Genomic DNA, 18472 nt, shown 5'->3' with positions numbered 1-18472 from the left:
TTGATAAGCGGGTGATGCGCTGCGCCTTGAATCGCGCGGCAGCGGCCCTCTTGCAACCCTTTTTGACCGTCCTGAAGCCGTGCTTTCCACTGGTCAAGCCGCCTAGCGGTTCCTAAGACCCTTTCAGTCGCCCATGCCTGACGAACCCGAAAACCCTCAGAACATCCCCGGCCGTCACCGGCCGCAGCTTTCCGAACTCTCCAAGGAGACCACTGAAGAGGACCTCTGGGACCTTGAGGGAGAGTTTTTTGATGATGAGGCCACGCCCGAATCCGTCGCTCAACCGGAAGCACCAAGCGAGGAAAAGACGGAAGACTCGCTGGAACCTAAGGAATCAAGGAAGTCCGAAAAATCCAAAGAGGCCCCGCCTTCGAAGGGGTCGGCCTCCCAGACCCAGCCCAAGGATTCAGCCAAATCCGCATCATCCGAGTCGAGTTCGATCCGATCCCCCCGTTCGGTTGACCCGAAAACCCGCCCCAAACCACCAAAAGCTTCCCGTCAGATTGGTCCCCGACCCATGGACCCGAAATCCATGGGCGCCACCCCCGAGCCAGAGCCCGCCCCCTCCGGGTCAACGCCCACTCCGAAAGAAGAAGAGGATTCCCTTCCCGAAGCTGAATCCAAACCCCATTCCAATCCCGGAACGACGACCGACACCCCCTCTGAGTCGAAGGATACCCGGAAAAGCGAAAAGCTTGGGCTCGTCATTCTCGGAGTGGTTTTCCTCGGACTAGCGATCTGGTGGGTATCCAGCTTGTTCTCCAGCATCCCGACCACCCGTCTCGGAGACGATCAACCGGATTTCCCCATCGAGGGCAGATTCAGCAAAGTGACCACGGCCGAGACCTACTGGCGCGAACCAAGGCGCGACGGCGACCAGGCTGACAAGGCTCGGAGCGAGGTCGTCTTCATCCCGGTCTTGAGCGTGACCCTCGACGATAGTCAGACAGGCGTGCTGCGCGCGATTTACCGCGATGAAGAAAACAATTTCGTGGGCGACAGCATTTCGCAGAGCTTTGCCCTGGGGATGTTCGATTCCAGCGGAAACCCGACGGTCGAGTTTCCGGCGACCGACGGCTTCCAAACTTCCGGCGACTTCAACGGCTACCGGGTCGGTGACAAACGCTGGACGGTTGAGGTTTTCGAAGGGCCGTCCTCCGATGCTCCTGGCAGCGAGTTCAAGCTGCTCTTCTCCTCACCGATTTCGACCAATCGCCAATAATTTCCGCCTCCATGTCTGAAACCACTTCCATTCCCCCCTTGGTGCCACGCGAAGGCTGGCACGTCATGCATCTCTTCTATCAGGTCGACCATGCCCAGTGGTCGACACTCGATAGCGACGAGAAACGCTCGGCCAAGACCAAGCTCACCAAGCTCATTCAGGAAATCCGGGCAACGCCCGACACCCACCTGCTGACTTTTGCCATCGCCACCCCAAAGGCAGACCTGGGCTTCATGCTGCTGACTCCCGATCTCCAGGTCGCGAATGCCTATGAAAAGCAATTGACCCTCTCGCTCGGCGCGGAAGTCCTGAGCCCGGTTTACTCCTACCTCTCGCAGACAGAGAGCTCGGAATACACCACGACTGCGGAGCAGTATGCCGAAGACACACTCAAGGGCGAAAAAGGACTCGCCGAAGACAGCCCCGAGTTCGCCGCGGGATTGAAGGAGTTCGAGGATCGCATGACGCACTACCTCCAGCACCGCCTCTATCCCGTGCTGCCCGACTGGCCGGTCGTCTGCTTTTACCCGATGTCCAAACGCCGCGAAGGTGCCGACAACTGGTACTCCCTGACCTACGCTGAACGGAAAAAGCTCATGGCGGGCCACGCCCGCGTCGGCCGCACCTACTCAGGCCGCATCCTCCAACTCATCACCGGCTCCACCGGGCTCGACGAGTATGAGTGGGGCGTCACGCTGCTGGCCAAGGACACCATCGATATCAAAGCCATCGTTTACGAAATGCGCTTCGACGAAGTCACCGCCCGCTTCGGCGAATTCGGTGACTTCTACATCGGCATGCAGCTCCCCCTCGACGAGCTTTTCCGCCGCGTCTGCCTCTAATCCAGCCGTTCGGAGAATCGGAACCTACTCGCCGATTTCCGCCATCTCGCGGTCCATCCGCTGGAGCAAGGTCTGCATCTCCTCAAGGTGCTGGCGCAGACGATCGGCAGAGCCGGGATTCATCGGCACCGCGCGCGGACGATTCCCACCTCCCGCCAGTTGACGCCCACCGCGTTTCGGAACTTCGGCCAGTTCAGGGGAAGTGCCCTCTTGTCCGAGAATCGACCTCACCACGCTGGCAGAAAGGATGAAACTTCTCGTCCGGTCGGTTCTCGAAATCGACATCCCGATGACATTTCCCTGCAGATCGACGATCGGTCCACCGCAGCGGTTGGGCTTCAGCTCCATGTCGGTTTGAATGACCGTTGGAAAACCCGTTCCCACCACACTCAGCGGACCACCCATCGCACGCATCGCATTGAGCCTCGCCTGAGGAAATTGAGGAAACTCCGGCCGACCGAAAAGCTCGACCTGCACCTCCAGTTCCTTCCCGTTTCGCAAAAGCTTCAGCGGAAGGATCTCGCCTGGTTCATGGCTGAGCAACGCACCTCGCAGTTCGAACGCGCTGTTGATCTCCTTGCCCCCCAACTCGAGAATAACATCTCCAGCAAGCACGCCCGCCTCGTCGGCACCACCCCGCTCGTCCACGCCGCGAATCAGCACCCCTGCCCCATCGTGGCCTTCACCCAGCTCGACTCCGATGAAGGCCTGGTCGGTCTCACGGAGCACCCTCTCAGCCACCGCCACGACGCCAAAACCCAAGGGGTTGTCGTCCGGTCCGGCTGCCACCAGAAAGCGGCCCACCGGCGGCGATTCCTGCTCACTCCAAGTCACCGGTGTGAACTGAGCACCATCGAGCTGCAGCAGCGCGATATCCTCGTCCTGATACACTCCGAGAACCGTCGCCGTCGCGTCACGACCATCGCCGCCCACGACCTGGATCGAGTCGTAGTTGATCCCGATCTCACTCCATTTCGTCAGAACTTGCGAGCCGTCGCCCACCACCGTCCCGATGGCGACTTGGCGCCCCTTGACCCAAACCCAGACGGTCGAAGCGGAAGCCTTGCGCGCCACAGGTCGAATCGCATCGAAGACTTCCGCCGATTGTCGACGAGTCTCCAATCGTTCGTCAGGTCGTTGCAAGGGAACATCCTGAGCCGGGAGCAAGGAGCTCACCGCCATGGCGGCAAAAATCAATAGCGACTTCATTGAGTTCTTCATCATCTGAATAGTTGTTCACGGCGGACGAGTTCCATTTCCACATCGACCATGTTGCGACCACGTTGCAGGCCGACCTTGACGGTATCCCCCGCGGTCAGCTTGGCCAGCATCAGCACCAGACTGCGGCCTCCTCCGACCCGCTCACCCTGCACGCTCCGGATGATATCTCCCGCGAGGACTCCCGCTTTCGCCGCAGGCGACCCCGGGGTCACCTGCTCCACGGGCACCCCGCCATCGCGAAGCTCCTGGCCCATCATGATGCCAATCACCGGACGCTCAGGATTCGCAAAGGGGTTGAGCTGCAGTTCTCCCCAGCTTTCGCCGGCAAGCAAGCGCTTCCAGTCCTCTCGAAAACCGTCGATTCCCGCGTGATTATTGTTATCGAGACCCTGCCCGATTGAGGAATTGATCCCAACGAGCTTGCCATCAAGATCGAATAGCGGCCCACCCGAGTCTCCCCCGATCAGGGTGCAGTCGGTCGTCAGAAAGTATCCCGGACCGTCGGAAACCACCCTGCCGAAGCGCAGCGGCGGCGTTCGGGCGGGGTCGTAGCCCTCACTGTGACCCATGGCAACCACCCAGTCGCCGGCCTCCAGCGGCTTGGACTCACCCAATTCGACGAAAGGCCACGGCCCTTCATCCTGAATCTGCGCCATCCCGATATCCTTGGAGAAATTGGAACCAAGCACCGTGGCCTTCGTCTGCTTTCCACCGGGAAAAACCACCTCCACCTCCTCGGCCCCGTCCGTCACGTGCGCCGCGGTCAAAATCAGGCCGTCCTCCGTGGTGATGACCCCGGACCCCGAAGCACCGGTGCCCGCCGAGATCAGCGCCACCGTCGCCGGCATCACATTCTTCGCCAGAGCCTCGGTTTTCTGCTCAATCTTGAGCAAATCGTCCAAAGACCGCAGCGGCTCCCGCGCCTCGAGCGGAGCCGCCAAAATCACGGCAGCAGCAATCGCATGAATAATTCCGATTTTCTTCATCGCTTTATCATCCGACTTAGCGACGCAATCCCCGCGGTTTGTCTCCATCTGAGAAGACCATGGCGCTTGTTGCGCCTTCGCGCTACCATCTTTCACGTTCATGCCCAAACGTTCTCCCAAGAACTCCAGTTCCGCGACCTCTGACAAAGGGAAGAATCAACGTCGTAACAAGAAACCCGCCCGCAAAAGACGCGGACTAGGGACTCTACTCCTGTTCTGGCCCTTCGCCCTCTGGCAGAAGATCACCTCGGCCTTCCCCCTCATCATCAAGCTGCCCCTTCGCCTCATCGGCCACCCGGCGATCCTCGCCCTCTACGCGCTGATCCCGATGTCCCTCTTCTACTACGCCCGGGCACGGCAGTTCGACATGGGCAAGGTTGCCGAAATGCCCGAGCGGAGCATCGTCCTCGACCGCCGAGGCGTCGAACTCGGACGGATTCACGGCGAAAAACGCGACATCATCAAGTTTTCCGAAATCGCTCCCGATTTCCTCTCCGCCATCCTTGCCCGCGAAGACGAACGCTTCTTCGCCCACGGAGGAATCGATTGGATTGGATTCGGTCGCGCCACGCTGAGAAACGTCAAGGACAAGTCGATGACCCAGGGCGCATCGACCATCACCATGCAGCTCGCGCGGAACAGCTACCGCCTCCAGTCGGAAACCCTTTCCTTCTCGCACATGATGCAGGAACTCGACCGCAAGTTCCTCGAAATCGCCGTCTCCTATCGAATCGAAGCGAACTACGATAAGGAAGAAATCCTCCAGCACTACGTGAACCGTATTTTCTGGGGCCACTCGATTCGTGGCATCGAGGAAGCCTCGCGCACCTACTTCGAGAAACACGCCAAGGATCTCACCCTCTCCGAATCCGCCCTGCTCGCCGGAATCGTCCGCGGCCCGAATGCCTTCTCACCCTTCAAGGACCTCGAGAACTCCCGCTACGAGCGCGACAGCACCCTGCAACGCATGGTCGACGCCAATGTGCTGGAGCAAAGCGAAGCCGACATCGCCAAGGCCGAGCCCATCGAAGTCCGGCCCGAGTGGCGCCGCGTCTTCCACGACTCCTGGGCAATGGACTCGGTTCGCCGTGAACTTGAAAGAATCCTCGAGGACGAGAACATCGAATTCGGCGGCCTTCAGATCACCACCACCATCGACAGCCTCATCCAGAAAAAGGCGGAGGAAGCACTCGACCAGCACCTGCGGAAATTCGAACGCGCTGGCGGCTACCGCCACCAAACCCGGGCGCAGTGGCTCGACTTGCCCGAACCCCGACCGGTCCCCGAATACATCCAGGGTAGTGTCGTCGTCATCGAGAATCTAACAGGAGCGATCGTCGCCACGGTCGGTGGCCGCGATGCCGACGAATCGAAGTTCAATCGCGCCAGCCAAGCCAAGCGTCAGATCGGTTCAACCTTCAAACCCTTCGTCTATCTCGCCGCCTTCGATGACGGACTGCGCCCGGACACACTGGTCAGCGATGACCCCCTGCGTCGTGGCGAAGTTCGCGGAGCAGGCGGTTGGTCACCTTCAAACTCCGACGGCAAGTTCCTCGGCATGCAGCCGGCATCCACCGGCCTGATCCGTTCGCGCAACACCATGTCCGTCCGCATCGGCAATTTTGCCGGGATCGAAGACGTGAAAGACATCGCCACCTCGGTCGGCTTCGAACGGGAACTGGCCGGAGACCCCACCGCATTCCTTGGAACGCTGGATGCCTCACCCGAAGAACTCGCTTCCGCCTACACGGTCTTCCCGAATCGCGGTGAACGCTACCCTCCCCGCCTGATCGCCGAAATCCGCAACCGCGACGGCGGCATCGAATACCAGAATCATCAGATCCCCTACGAAGCCGTCAAACCCGGCTCGGCATGGACCACCTCCCGCATCCTCCATCAGGTCATGGAGCAAGGCACCGGCGCCAGTGTGAAACGCCTCGGCTTCAACAAGCCCTGCGCCGGCAAAACGGGCACCACCAACGACTATCGCGACGCTTGGTTCGTCGGCTACACCTCCAGCCTGACTTGCGCGGTCTGGGTCGGCATGGACACGCCAAAGAAGACCATCGATAGGGGCTACGGCTCGGTCCTTGCCATGCCCGTCTGGGCAGAGGTGATGAAAACTGCCGACCGCCTCGGCTACAAAGCTGACGGCCTCGATTCCCAACTGTCGTTCAAGGATTGCCGGATTTGCCGGGTCTCCGGCAAACGTGCTACGCCTGCCTGCGAAGCGGCCGGCGAGGCCTACAGTGACAGCATTCCCGTCGACCTTCTTCCGGCGGACACCGACATCTGTCTTCAGCATGTCGAAGAGGATCTGACCCAATCGGGAAAACGCCCGCCCAAGGCGATACCGATCGACCAAGTGCCCACCGACGACGAAGCGCCCATGGCGATTCCCGTCGACGAACCGCCACCACGCGCGATCCCCGTCGAGGAAGAGATTCCCCGGGCCATTCCAGTCGACCCTTGATTGGAGATGCCGGATTCCCCAATGGTTCTCCGCACAGGCCCTCATTGAAAACGAAGCTCCGATAACTGCCCACCGAATCACGTGTCTACCTGGCGTCCGGCATCCCCATTTCCCAAGTGGCTTTCATGGCTTCCCGACTGGAGCCACATGCCCTTGGTGTGGTGCCTGCGCCTGACCCTCTGCGGCCTCGTTTTATTCCTCGGAATCGCCTTCTTCTACTTCCTCCAGTCGGCCAAATTTGATCTCGATGAAGTCGCCGCCATTCCGGCTCGCACGACCATCATCGACCGCAACGGCAAAGAGATCGAAGCCGGCTGGGGCGCCAACCGCAGACTGGCCCGCAGGCAGGACCTGCCGGACTTCATGATCGAGTGCCTCGAGGCTCGTGAGGACGCCCGCTTTTTCGAACATTCCGGCGTCGACTTCCGCGGCCTCGCCCGGGCCACCCTGCGCAACATCAAGGACCGCGATTTCACCCAGGGCGCATCAACCCTCACGATGCAGCTCGCGCGCAACACTTTCGACATGCGCGCCAAGTCGATTCACCGCAAGCTGATGGAAATCGCACTCACCCTCCGGATCGAGCAGCGCTATTCGAAAGACGAAATCCTCACCCACTACCTGAACCGCATTTACTTCGGTGGCGGCTGCCACGGCATCGAAGAAGCCTCACGAACCTACTTCGGAAAGTCCGTTTCCGAACTCCACGAAGGCCAGTCCGCCATGCTCGTCGGCATCATCCGCGGACCACACGTCTTCTCACCCATCCGCAATCTCGATGGCGCACGAGTTCAGCAGGAGGAAGTGCTCGATCGCATGATCGCGATGAATCGCATCACCGAGGCCGACAAGCTTCGGATCGAAGCGCTGCCGATCAAGTTGGTCCCCGATGAGCAGCGCAGCACCGAGCGTTCTTATGCCCTTCAAGCCGTGCGCAGTGAACTCAGCGAAATCCTCGAAGCCATCGACATCCGCATCGATGGCCTCGTCGTGCAAACCACTCTCGACACCAATTGGCAGATGCGGCTGGAAACCGATCTCTCGAAAGCGCTCCTTGAGGCCGAAAAATCAAAGAACTGGGAGCACCCCACCCATGCCGACCACAAACCTGGCGAGCCCCCCGCATACCTCCAGAGCGTCGGCGTCACCCTCGAGTCGAAGACCGGCGAGGTGCTCGCGCTGATCGGCGGTCGCGATTTTCTCGATTCCCGATTCGACCGCACCACGCTGGCACGCCGCGACCTCGGGCAGGTGATCGAACCATGGATTGCCGCCGCCGCCGCCGAGCGCGGGAAACGGGTGATCCCCGGCAACCCACTGCTCACAGGCCGCCAGATCGGACCCCTCGAAACCGAGAGAATCATGCGACGCTGCGGCATCAGTGGCCCCTTCCTCGAAACCGAAGACCTCTTTCGCGGCGGTGCCTCATCCACCCCCATGGAACTCGCCACGGCCCTCGCCACCCTCGCCTCCGGCGGCAAGCGACCCCAGGCTCACCTGATCCAACAGGTCAGCGACACCGATGGCACCGTGCTCTTCAGAAGACAGCCGTCGCTCAGTCAAGCGATCACCAGGCATGCTGCCGATGAAGCCACCAGCCTGCTCGAATCGACTTCAGGAACCCGCACCTTCACCGGCGCCACCGGTTCGGGCCGGGATGCCTGGATCCTGCGTGTCGGCCCCACCGGCTCGACCATCATCTGGCTCGGCTTCGACAACCCACAACGCATCTCGTCGAACACCCAGATCGACCTCATCCTCGAGGACCTCGTCAAACGTCTCGGCAACAACTGAAGAGTTGCGCAGCTCGACCTAACAGCCCGCTCCCCCAAATCGGCAGGACCGTTTTAACTCCCGCCCCCTCGGCATCGAGACCATCAGTATCGCCTCATCGGCCCCATCGGCATCGACCCCGGCGGCATCGGCGGCATCGGCGGCATCGGCCCCGTCGGGGCCACTCATGATAGCCGTGGACTTCAGTCCACGGCAGCTCGCACCACGATCTGCGTCACGTAGTGACGCTTCACCACCCCAGACGCCCTCATTCCCCTTCAATCACACCCCCCTCAGGAGCCTCTTCCACCGGCAATTCCTTCTGCGGCAAGAGATCCTCCCATTCAAAAAGCTCCACCCCTTCTCCAAGCCCGCCGATCTCATTGATCAGCTCCCCGCACTTGATACGCCACTTCTCGTAGTTCGGCGGCCCCTTCTTCTCATCCCGACTTCCCGGAAACACCACGTAGGTCACGGTTAGATCAGAAACCGGACGACTGTAGGGCGACGCCTTCGAGTTGATCTGCTTCGCCATTCTCAGCGATGCCTCGCCCACCTTGAAAGTCGGCCCACCGTCCCCGACAATCGCCGGATAAAGATCCTTCCCGTGGACCACCACCGCGTAGTCCCCGACCTTCGGTGCAAAAACGTCACCCGATGCCGTCAACAAATTCACCGGAATCACCACGAAGGGATCATACTCCGCAATCAGGTAACTGCGGTAGGTCATGTCCTCGATACCACGTTTCAAGTACTTGATCCGTTCCTTCAACCACGCCTTCCGCTCGGCGGTCGTCGCGGGGTCGGCCAGCTCGCGATTGGCATTCCCAATCCGCTTCTCCCATCCGGCAACCATCGGATTCGGCGTCTTCGTCTGTTTCTTCCAACCATAGCTCGTAAACGGCTGATAGTGCGTCGAATTCACAATACTGTCCGGCATCGTGGCAAGGCGGTCACCATCGGAGCCATCGGAAACCACATCCATTTCCGCCTGCATCAGAAAGACCCGACGCTTCGTCTGCGGATGACTCATGTTGAGAATCGTCTCGCAGTCGTAGAAGTTGTGCTTGGTCAACAACTCGGCCAGCTTCGTCGAGTCCCGCTTCAAGCGCTCGGTCTTGTTCTCATAAAGCTGATAGAACCAGCGGGAGACCTCGGCGCTCCCGAGCATCTCATCCAATCCAGGCAGCAGCTTTCCCAGATTCGGATTCACCTTCTCGAGCTGATCAAGCGTCCTGGACGGTTCGGGAACTTTCACGCTGAGCGTGTATTCCGCGACGTAGGAATCATCGTCGACCCGCTCCTTTGAAGCCAACTCGCCTTTCTCCACTTTCACCTGAGTCTTGAAACGAATCCCGGACCGGAGCCTCGTGACATCGCCACCCGTCGTCGCCGAGTGCTCATCGATCCGCGGCAGCACCTCGGGCTCGCCCGATTCCTTGGCCGCTGCGGCCTGCTTGCGGGCCTCCTCCGCGGCCTTCCGCAAGTCCGCCAACTCCTGCTCGTATTCTTCACGCAAGCGCGCCTCGGCCTGCCGCAAAATGTCGTCCTCATCGACCTGCTGCACCACCGGGACCGGCTTCAGGCTCCGCTCGATCTTCTGCGCAAGACGTTTGCCCTGCGGGGTGAATGGCAGCGCCACCACGCCTAGCACGATCACAAAAAACGATGCCCGAATCCACGGGAATCCCCCCCGAGCAGGTCCGCCGCGATTGACTCCTTCGATCTGATTCGGATCCAGCTCGCTCATTTGCCCAGTGAATTATCACATCCCTTCCGATCTGCCATGCGGAATTGGAAAGTTTCTTGGGGCACTCAACGTTTCCTAGCAGTGTTCCACATCCGTCGCACCCTCTCCTCTTTCGCCCTCTGGCTCCTTCTCGCCCTCACAAGCATCGCCCGCGATCCCAACGTCATCCTCATTTTCACCGACGATCAGGGCTACAACGACCTCAGCTGCTTCGGCTCAGAGACGATCCGCACCCCGAATATCGATGCGATCGCCACCAATGGGATCCGACTGACCGACTTCCATGTCCCTTCGCCCGTCTGCTCACCTTCCCGCGCGGGGCTTCTTACCGGCTGCTACCCGAAACGCGTCGGCATGCACCGCCATGTCCTCTTTCCCAAATCAACCTACGGCCTGAACCCGGATGAACTGACCATCGCCGACCACCTCAAGGCCAACGGCTACGCCACCGCCTGCATCGGCAAATGGCACCTCGGCCATCTCCCGGAATTCCTGCCCCGCGCCCAAGGCTTCGAATCCTACTTCGGCATTCCCTATTCGAACGACATGAACCACCCGGCAAACGAGCGGAAGTCCAGGATCGCAAGCGATGCACTCTGGGCTGATCAAGCGACCGCCGTCACCTACTGGAACACGCCCCTTGTGCGCAACGAAGAGATCGTCGAACTCCCCGTCGACCAGCGCACCATCACCCGGCGCTACACCGATGAGGCAATCAAATTCATCACCACCAACAAGGACCAACCCTTCTTCCTTTATCTCCCCCACAGCATGCCACACATCCCGCTCTACGTGCCCGACGACGTCTACGACTCCGATCCCGCGAACGCCTACAAGAACGTGATCGAACACATCGACGCCGAAACCGGACGCATCACAAAAACCCTGCAGGAACTCGGCATCGAAAAGGACACCATCGTCATCTACACCACCGACAACGGCCCCTGGCTCCGCTTCAAGAATCACGGCGGCTCGGCCAAACCCCTTCGTGATGGAAAGGGCACCACCTTCGAAGGAGGACAGCGCGTCCCCTGCGTCATCTCATGGCCCGGTCAGATCCCCTCAGGAAAAGTCTCCGACGAACTCGCCAGCACCATCGACCTGCTTCCCACCATCGCCACTCTCACCGGCAAACCTCTCGACCCGCCCAGGAAAATCGACGGCGTCGACCTCAGCAAGACCCTGCTGGAAGAAGCCAAATCACCCCGCGATGAATTCCTTCACTACTCCTCCAACGGACAGATCGAAGGCATCCGCCAGGGAGACTGGAAGCTTCTCGTCAAAAAGACAAAAAGCGGGAAGCCACAGCTCCTGCTTTTCGACCTCAGCCAAGACATCGGCGAAAGCAACAACCTCGCCACCGAGCATCCTGAAAAAGTCGACCTCCTGCGCAAACGCATGACCAAGCTCGACGCCGAAATCACCACCACCGCCCGCCCGGTCGGCGGAACCCTCAACCGCTGAAGGACTCGAGGATTCCATCTGTGGCGAGAGTGACGGTCGAGTCGGCCATAAGCGGGGCGGGCAGCGCGACCTCCCCCATCAAGCGAAACCCTCAATCAGCCAATCACCTCGTTCCACTCCGCGACCTTGAATCCCGCCAGCGCCACGCCATTTCCGATCAGAATCGGCCGCTTCACCAAGTTGCCGTGTTGTGAAAGAAGCTCGAGCGCCTCCTGCTCACTCATACGCGGCAGCTTGTCCTTCATCCCCATCGCGCGGTAGTCGCCGCCCGCCGTATTGAAAAGCCTCCGCATCTCGCCCTTGCCGGTCGCCAGCACCTTCCTCAGTTCCGCCACCGATGGCGGCGTCTCGCGGATCGGCACGACCTCGAAATCGAGCTCCCGCTCTTTCAGCCACTTAATCGCCTTGCGGCAGGAATCACAGCTCTTGTAGGCATAAATCTTCAACACGCCGCGATCTTGCCTCCGCTGCCCGATCAGGCAAGGATTCGCCGCCACAAGCATGAGCCCGAAAGCCGCCCTCCTCGATCGCATCCGCGAACACCTGAACCTCCGACTGGAGCGCCTCACTCAAGCGGCACGCGATGCTCATGCCGCCGCCACCGATCCCGGCAGCAAGGCCGAGAGCAAATACGACACCCGCAGCCTCGAAGCTTCCTACCTCGCCTCCGGCCAGGCCAAGCAAGTCGAGGATGCCGCGGAGGCGGTCGGACTCTTCGCCACCCTCAGCCTTCCGGACTTCGAAATGGACGACCCCATCGATGCCGGTGCTCTGGTTGAAATCGATCTCGACGGCGAGTCCTCTCACTACTTGCTCGTTCCTGCGGCCGGTGGGGTTTCCATCGAGGACGAAGGCCGAGAAATCACTCTTCTCACGCCCGCGAGCGGCCTCTACCGCAAACTCCTCGGCCGCAAGGTGGGGGATTCGATCGACGACCCGGATGGCCTGATTACCGAGGTGGCCTGAGGCCGTCGCGGGTCAACGCTGAATCAGGAAGACCTTGTTCTCCTTGTAGGTGATCACCGCGTCCAGTTCTCGCATGAAGTCCGCCCCGAAGAGCCCGACGTAGTCGAGATCATCGTCCCTGTCAGAGCGGGTCATGTCGGTCGCCAATACCTTGCGATTGGTGAACTTGGCATCGCCCATGGTCAGCTCCGCGATCTTCGTCACCGCGGCGGGTGCCTCTCCTCCGATCCCATAGACCTTTTTGTCCATCGGTCCGACCTCGCACTCATACTTTTCCGCAGCCCACAAGTGAAGCAGGCTGCTGTCAGCCCCGGTGTCGATCATGTAAGTCACCTTATTGCCATTGAGCGTGCCATCGACAAAAATGTGGTTTCCACGACGCTCGTACTCGAAGGACTGGTACTCGCGCAACGTCAGCACCTCTTCGATACTCAATCCCCCGCAGTAGCGGAGGAATATGTCGCCCGCCTCGCTCCAGTTTCTGACGTAAGCTTCATCATCCGGCACCAGACGCGACATGGCCACACTCTGCTCCCTGCCGTCGGTCAGCTTCAATTTGACCGAGACCGTGCTCTTGGAAACCACATTTCCACGAAGCACCTTGCCGTCCTTCGTCTTGAAAAGGCGGAACCTCAGACTGTCCTCGCCCTCGCTCTCATCATCAAGATCGAGGTCCACCTGGCTCTCATCAGAAAGGTCCGGACGCAGGAACATCAGGCGGTCCTTGTAGGTGATCACCGCATCCAGCGTATTGAGGAAATCCGCTCCGAAAATCACATCATCGCTTAGCTTGTAGCCATCCGGCATTTTGAACATCCGATCAGTGGCCAGAATCCGGCGATCCTTGAAAATCGACTGACCCAGTTGAAAGGTTTTCATCGTCGTCCAGCCAGCGGGTGCCTCGCCTGACACACCATAGATCACCTCATCCATCGGGCCGATCTCACAACCCGCCTCCTCGGCGAAGGGTACGTGCAGGAGCGAGGTTCCGGCCCCCGTATCGATCAGGAAGCGCGCCGGCTTTCCATTGAGCTTGCCATCAACAATGATCGAGTTGCTCTCAAGCCTGAATGGGAAAGACTCGTAGCCCCGCAGTTCAAGCAGTTCCCGGATCGTCAGACCCCGGCATTTCTGAAGAAACAAGGCCTTTTCCTTGGACCATGCCTTGACGTAATCCCGGTCTGCCTCACTCAGGTTCTCAAGCGCCACCTTTGCCCGGCCGCCATTTGACATCAGGAGCATCGCATTCTCCGCATCCTTATCGACAAGCACCGCCTTGATCACCTTACCGTTGCTCCCGGTGAACTCACGGTATTCCTGCGTCACCTCATCCGCCAGAGCGATGACTCCGCATCCGAGCGCGAGCAAAGCCGCCTGGCATTGTTTGAAAAGCCTCATGATCATTTGAAGGAAGTTGAGGTCACAAATTCAATCCAATCCGTCTGCAGATCTTCCACACTTTCAAAGCCCATCAACCTGGCAAACTCGATCGGTTCGGGAATCTGATTCGATGACTCCACCCGGCGCACCATGTTGGCGAAGCCCGAAAGGCGCTCCGGCGTGCTGTTGCAGTAGGTCGCAAAGGAATAAATCAGCACCAGCTTCTCGGGGTCCAGATCCGTCGACTTCCAAGACAGCATGTCCTCGAAATTTGGCTTCACCTTGTCCCTCTTCACCAGAGTCCTGAGTGTCTTTGCCCAGGACCTTCCGTCGTCGAAACCACTCTTTTTCGTGATTTCGTCAAACTGGCTGCCCTCGGCATTAATGAGGTGGGTCTCGGTCTTACCGGTGAGGTGGATCTCCTTGAAGTAGGCGAAGCCGGTGCGAACGGCGAAGTATCCATTGGCCCCGAAGTCACTCACCCCACCCATCTGTTTGCTCAGAAGGCCCCCGGCAATCACATGCACGGGGAACGATGACATCGACTTCTTGAAGAGCCTTTCCTGCCTGACATTGAACACAATCGCCCGGTCATGGAGGTTCCTCTCGGAGACCAGTTCATGCGGCAGGTTGACACTCGTCGAGCCCACTTCATTCCAAGTGGCAGCGATTTGCCTGATGCTGTTCTCATCTACCTTCTCATCGAAGAGGTATTTCTCATACCACTTGCCCAGCGACTTGTAGACATCCTCGTCATCCACCAGGAAAATCACCATGCGCTTGTCCTTCCAATCCTTCCGGAAATTCATGTGCTCGAAAGCCATGCCATGCCACATGCGCTCCGCGGTTTCGGCAATCGCCTGCGGTCTCATTCCCGAACTCGCGATCAGGAAGTGCTCCGTCTCCAACAGCTCGAAACTCAACTCGGTCGAATCTCCGAGCAGCAAGGGTTTCTCCAGACTCTTGAAGGTCTTGGTGTCGATCTTCACTTCATTTTCCGGCTCCCCGAGATCGCCACCCGCCACCACTTCCACGGCAGCCCCTCCGTATTCGATCAAATACTGTCGATCAGCCAGACTGAGATCCTCGACCTTCAGCTTGATCTCACGTGACTCGGGTGTGAGAAGAATCACCTCCTTGCCCTCCACCTTGAGCAATTGGGCCTCAATGTTACTTCCCTTCCTGGAAGTCCATGTCCGGGTCTCCGCAGCTTGAACCGAAAGAGAGAGCACCAATCCAAGCGCCAAGAATTTCAGCGAAGCAATCATGCCTACGAGTGGACTGGTTCCTCGCGGCTGTCCATCCGAAAACTTTGGGCGCATCCAAATTGCGCAAACAGGAAATCCTCGCACCAAAGCGGGACCGCAATGAATCTTGGCAGACTTTTCCCGCAGCGGGCAAAAGCCCGTCAGCCGCATTCGACATCGGCTAGAACCGCGGCGGCCCATTCCGGACGGGGCGATTCGTAGCGGACCCGTTCACCGCTGTGAGGATGATTGAATCCCAACTTCCACGCATGAAGGCACATCGCAGGCGCGCCGAGTTCCATGGTCTGACTTTCACCACGTTCTCCACCTTGAAGATAAACCGGGTCCCCCACGATGGGAAATCCCTCCCACCACAAGTGAATCCGAATCTGATTTGTCCGACCAGTCAATGGCCTGAGCTCCAGCAGCGAAGTCCCATCGCCGTCCCGCGAAATCACCCGCACCTCAGTGATGGCCTCAAGGCCGTCCTGCTCGTCGATTTCTCGCGCGCCAAGCTTGCCTGCCTCCGCTGAAATCCGGTGGTTGATGACGAACTCGTCATCGCCCGGCGAGCCATGAACTCGGGCAAGATAGACTTTCTCAACCTCACCCCTGGAGAACTGAGGTTGCAGTCGCTTCGCAATCTGCCGGGTCCGGGCACAAACGATTAATCCCGTGGTGTTGGCATCGAGTCGATGGGCAGGACGAGGCACTTCAGGATACCATGCCCGCCGTAGGAAATGCTCGAGCGTATTCCGGTTGTAGCGCCCACAGGCATGCATCGGCAGCGGTGCCGGTTTATCGATCACCACCACAGCTTCATCTTCATCGATCACCTTGATGTTCGCGGCGACATCGGGCTCGATCGTCTCGGGCATCAGCCGCACATACTGCTCGCCTGCCCGAACGGTCTGCTCCGCTTCCGCAGGCTCCCCCTTTGGATCCAGAATTCGCCCGTCATTGATACGACTCCCCCATTCACCACGACCGACGTAGGAGAACAACTCGTCAAGGGCATCGAGAAGCGTCATGCCATCGCAGGATTTGGGAATTCGGATTGGCTTCCGGTTGTCATAGGCCTCACTCCCGGGAAGAGGCGAAACCAACTGATCCAGATCCGCCTGACGGTTCCTGATCTGCTCGCGCCGGCGCTCTTTACTACTGCGATAGCAATGAGGACACGACTGACCTTCCACAAAACGGGGATCCGCGACCTCATCCGCTGTTAGAGGAGCTTGGCAGCAAAAGCAAACCGCGGCACCGGTTTCACGCAGGGCAGGATCAAGGCCGACCCTTTGATCAAAAACAAAGCACTCTCCCTCATAGTGATCTCCTCCCACTTCCTCGAAGTATTTGAGGATACCACCCTCAAGTTGGTAGACTTCCCTGAAGCCCATCTTCTCCATCAGCGGAGCCGCCTTCTCACATCGGATGCCGCCGGTGCAAAACGTCACCACCGGAGCGTCGCGCATCGATTCCGGAAAACGTTCAACAGCCTCCGGAAACTTCCTGAAATGATCAATGCCCGCCGGCACCGCACCTTTGAAGGTTCCAAGCTTCACCTCATAGTCGTTTCGCGTATCGAGCAGAACAATTGGCTTCCCGGCATCAAGCCACTCTTTCAACTTCGCAGGCTTCAAGCGCGGTGAAGGATGATTCACGGGATCGATGCCATCCACGCCAAAGGCAATAATCTCCTTCTTCAGCCGCACCAGCATTCTGGAGAAAGGCTGATCGGAACTTTCGCTGTATTTCGGATGGAGATCCGAAAGCCCGGGCATTGCCCGCAGCTTGAAAACAAGATCCTCGATGTCTCGATGCCGTCCGGCGACGAAGAGATTGATGCCCTCCGGCGCCAGCAGAATCGTCCCCTTGAGATCGCGCTCCTTGCAAAACTTCAGGAGATCCTCCCTGAGCGACTTCAAACGCTCCATCCGAGCGAACAGGTATGCAGAAATATTCGTAAACCCCGCCACGCCCCGAGGCTGCACAAATCGCGCCGGGCTGCCAACATACGAGAAGACGTTAGTGACCCGAATTTCCTAGTAAATATACGGTAAATGAAGCAAGCCAGTGCTCCCCTTCGTAATGCCCCGTATGCACGCTGGCCAGACCTGCCCTCTCATGACGGTCGGCAGAAGCCGCCAGTATCTGCCGCCGGGCGTCTCCCTCAGGCAAGGCGGAGAGGACTCCGCGCATGGTCCACGCACGATTCAGGTTCAGGCCCGCCAGGTGGATCAACTGGGCATCTTCGGGGTCACTGATCAAAACCGGCTCCAAAAGATTGCCCAGTTCACCTTTCACCAAGCCTGGAAAAAAGCCGTCGAGCCAATCAAGATAGGCCGGACCCTCCAGCACCCGTCTCATGAGATCGGCTTCGTTCAGTCCTTGCGAGAAGAAGTCGAAGCCCGATGGTTCGTAGAGCACCGGATAGCTACGATCTTTGCCGTAGAACTGTATGGCCTTCTCTTTCAACAGGTCTTCGAGCTCCATGTTCTTCACAACCCGCGCATAGTCGAGCATCTGGGCAAGGGCGAACGACGACTCCGGATGAAAGCCACAACGGATCGGCCAATCCAGCTTCGGAAGAAATTCCAGTGATCTTTCAACCAGGCATTTCTCCAGCGGTTCGAAGCGTGTCGCCCACTCCTGAAACTGCGGATCATTCGAGGATTTCAACTCGGCCGCCAGTCGCAATGCCCAGGCCCAGCCATACATCCTCTCAAAGCTCCGGTTCTCCTTCTTCCTGAAATAGGCGGCCTCAGCGGCAAGACCATCACGGCTCAATCGCCGGTCGAGAAGATCCCTCAGCTCTGCCGAAAAATCCGCATCCGGAAACAAGCGCAGCATCCTCAGCAACATCCAGTGCCCGTGAACCGAGGAATGCCAATCGTAGTGCCCGTAGAACACCGGATGCAGTTCGCGGGGAGATTTGACATCCTCCGGCCCGGCCATCACCTGACCCGGCTTGTTGGGATATTCCCGATCAATCCCGGCCAGAGCCATGTTTACCAGTCCTTCTGCCTGCTCGTCGGTCATCCTCGGCAATTCTTCACCCTCAAGAGTGCCGCCCAGAAGACAAATCCACATTACGAGTTGGAAACTTCTCATCGCCGCCAGCTTCAGCGAAAATCCGTCGCGAGAAAGT

Annotated in this window: 15 protein-coding genes; 6 read left to right on the top strand and 9 right to left on the bottom strand. The window is 59.1% G+C overall.

The features are described 5' to 3' along the window. The first annotated feature begins 133 nt into the window (after positions 1-133). A complete protein-coding gene (locus WBG04_RS12845) occupies positions 134-1222 on the top strand; it encodes a hypothetical protein (RefSeq protein WP_424314835.1) in 1089 nt (362 codons plus the stop codon). 11 nt (positions 1223-1233) lie between these two features. Further along, positions 1234-2064, top strand: a complete 831-nt coding sequence (gene hemQ, locus WBG04_RS12840) for a hydrogen peroxide-dependent heme synthase (protein ID WP_424314834.1) — start codon at positions 1234-1236, stop codon at positions 2062-2064. A 24-nt stretch (positions 2065-2088) separates the two neighbouring features. Here hemQ and WBG04_RS12835 read toward each other — a convergent pair whose 3' ends face one another. Together WBG04_RS12835 and WBG04_RS12830 are read right to left on the bottom strand one after the other, a co-directional pair. Beyond that, on the bottom strand, positions 2089-3288 hold the full coding sequence (locus WBG04_RS12835) for a S1C family serine protease (protein ID WP_424314833.1): 1200 nt from the start codon (positions 3286-3288) through the stop codon (positions 2089-2091). Beyond that, a complete protein-coding gene (locus WBG04_RS12830) occupies positions 3285-4271 on the bottom strand; it encodes a S1C family serine protease (protein ID WP_424314832.1) in 987 nt (328 codons plus the stop codon). Before WBG04_RS12830 ends, WBG04_RS12835 begins: the two co-directional genes overlap by 4 nt. Before the next feature lie 100 nt (positions 4272-4371). On the opposite strand from WBG04_RS12830, the gene WBG04_RS12825 reads away from it, so the two are divergent. After that, positions 4372-6744 (top strand): transglycosylase domain-containing protein, encoded by a 2373-nt coding sequence (locus WBG04_RS12825; protein WP_424314831.1) that lies wholly within the window; start codon positions 4372-4374, stop codon positions 6742-6744. An 81-nt stretch (positions 6745-6825) separates the two neighbouring features. Next, positions 6826-8538, top strand: coding sequence for a transglycosylase domain-containing protein (locus tag WBG04_RS12820; protein ID WP_424314830.1), 1713 nt, complete (start codon positions 6826-6828; stop codon positions 8536-8538). Positions 8539-8556: 18 nt separating this feature from the next. On the opposite strand, the gene WBG04_RS12815 is transcribed toward WBG04_RS12820, so the two are convergent. Next, a complete protein-coding gene (locus WBG04_RS12815) occupies positions 8557-8706 on the bottom strand; it encodes a hypothetical protein (protein WP_424314829.1) in 150 nt (49 codons plus the stop codon). A gap of 79 nt (positions 8707-8785) precedes the next feature. Further along, positions 8786-10267: a glycoside hydrolase family 75 protein gene (locus tag WBG04_RS12810; RefSeq protein WP_424314828.1), complete on the bottom strand. Its 1482-nt coding sequence runs from the start codon at positions 10265-10267 to the stop codon at positions 8786-8788. A gap of 81 nt (positions 10268-10348) precedes the next feature. Between WBG04_RS12810 and WBG04_RS12805 the strand changes: the two genes are divergently transcribed. Beyond that, positions 10349-11731, top strand: a complete 1383-nt coding sequence (locus tag WBG04_RS12805) for a sulfatase family protein (protein ID WP_424314827.1) — start codon at positions 10349-10351, stop codon at positions 11729-11731. A 95-nt stretch (positions 11732-11826) separates the two neighbouring features. Here the strand turns inward: WBG04_RS12805 and WBG04_RS12800 are convergent, their stop codons facing one another. Beyond that, positions 11827-12180: an arsenate reductase family protein gene (locus WBG04_RS12800; RefSeq protein WP_424314826.1), complete on the bottom strand. Its 354-nt coding sequence runs from the start codon at positions 12178-12180 to the stop codon at positions 11827-11829. A gap of 52 nt (positions 12181-12232) precedes the next feature. On the opposite strand from WBG04_RS12800, the gene WBG04_RS12795 reads away from it, so the two are divergent. Beyond that, positions 12233-12697, top strand: coding sequence for a hypothetical protein (locus WBG04_RS12795; RefSeq protein ID WP_424314825.1), 465 nt, complete (start codon positions 12233-12235; stop codon positions 12695-12697). A 12-nt stretch (positions 12698-12709) separates the two neighbouring features. Here the strand turns inward: WBG04_RS12795 and WBG04_RS12790 are convergent, their stop codons facing one another. The 4 genes from WBG04_RS12790 to WBG04_RS12775 all read right to left on the bottom strand — a co-directional run bounded on the left by WBG04_RS12790 (position 12710) and on the right by WBG04_RS12775 (position 18435). Beyond that, a complete protein-coding gene (locus WBG04_RS12790) occupies positions 12710-14095 on the bottom strand; it encodes a retropepsin-like aspartic protease (protein ID WP_424314824.1) in 1386 nt (461 codons plus the stop codon). Between the two features lie 2 nt (positions 14096-14097). Further along, on the bottom strand, positions 14098-15345 hold the full coding sequence (locus WBG04_RS12785) for a hypothetical protein (protein WP_424314823.1): 1248 nt from the start codon (positions 15343-15345) through the stop codon (positions 14098-14100). A gap of 140 nt (positions 15346-15485) precedes the next feature. Continuing rightward, complete coding sequence (locus WBG04_RS12780; RefSeq protein WP_424314822.1) at positions 15486-17300, bottom strand: sulfurtransferase; 1815 nt, start codon at positions 17298-17300, stop codon at positions 15486-15488. A 49-nt stretch (positions 17301-17349) separates the two neighbouring features. Next, complete coding sequence (locus tag WBG04_RS12775; RefSeq protein ID WP_424314821.1) at positions 17350-18435, bottom strand: DUF2891 domain-containing protein; 1086 nt, start codon at positions 18433-18435, stop codon at positions 17350-17352. Between the last annotated feature and the right edge of the window lie 37 nt (positions 18436-18472).

The sequence above is a fragment of the Haloferula sp. genome (assembly GCF_049672945.1).
GTDB lineage: Bacteria > Verrucomicrobiota > Verrucomicrobiia > Verrucomicrobiales > Akkermansiaceae > Haloferula.
Note: the sequence above shows the minus strand (reverse complement) of the source record. Positions and strands in the feature narration are given on the sequence as shown.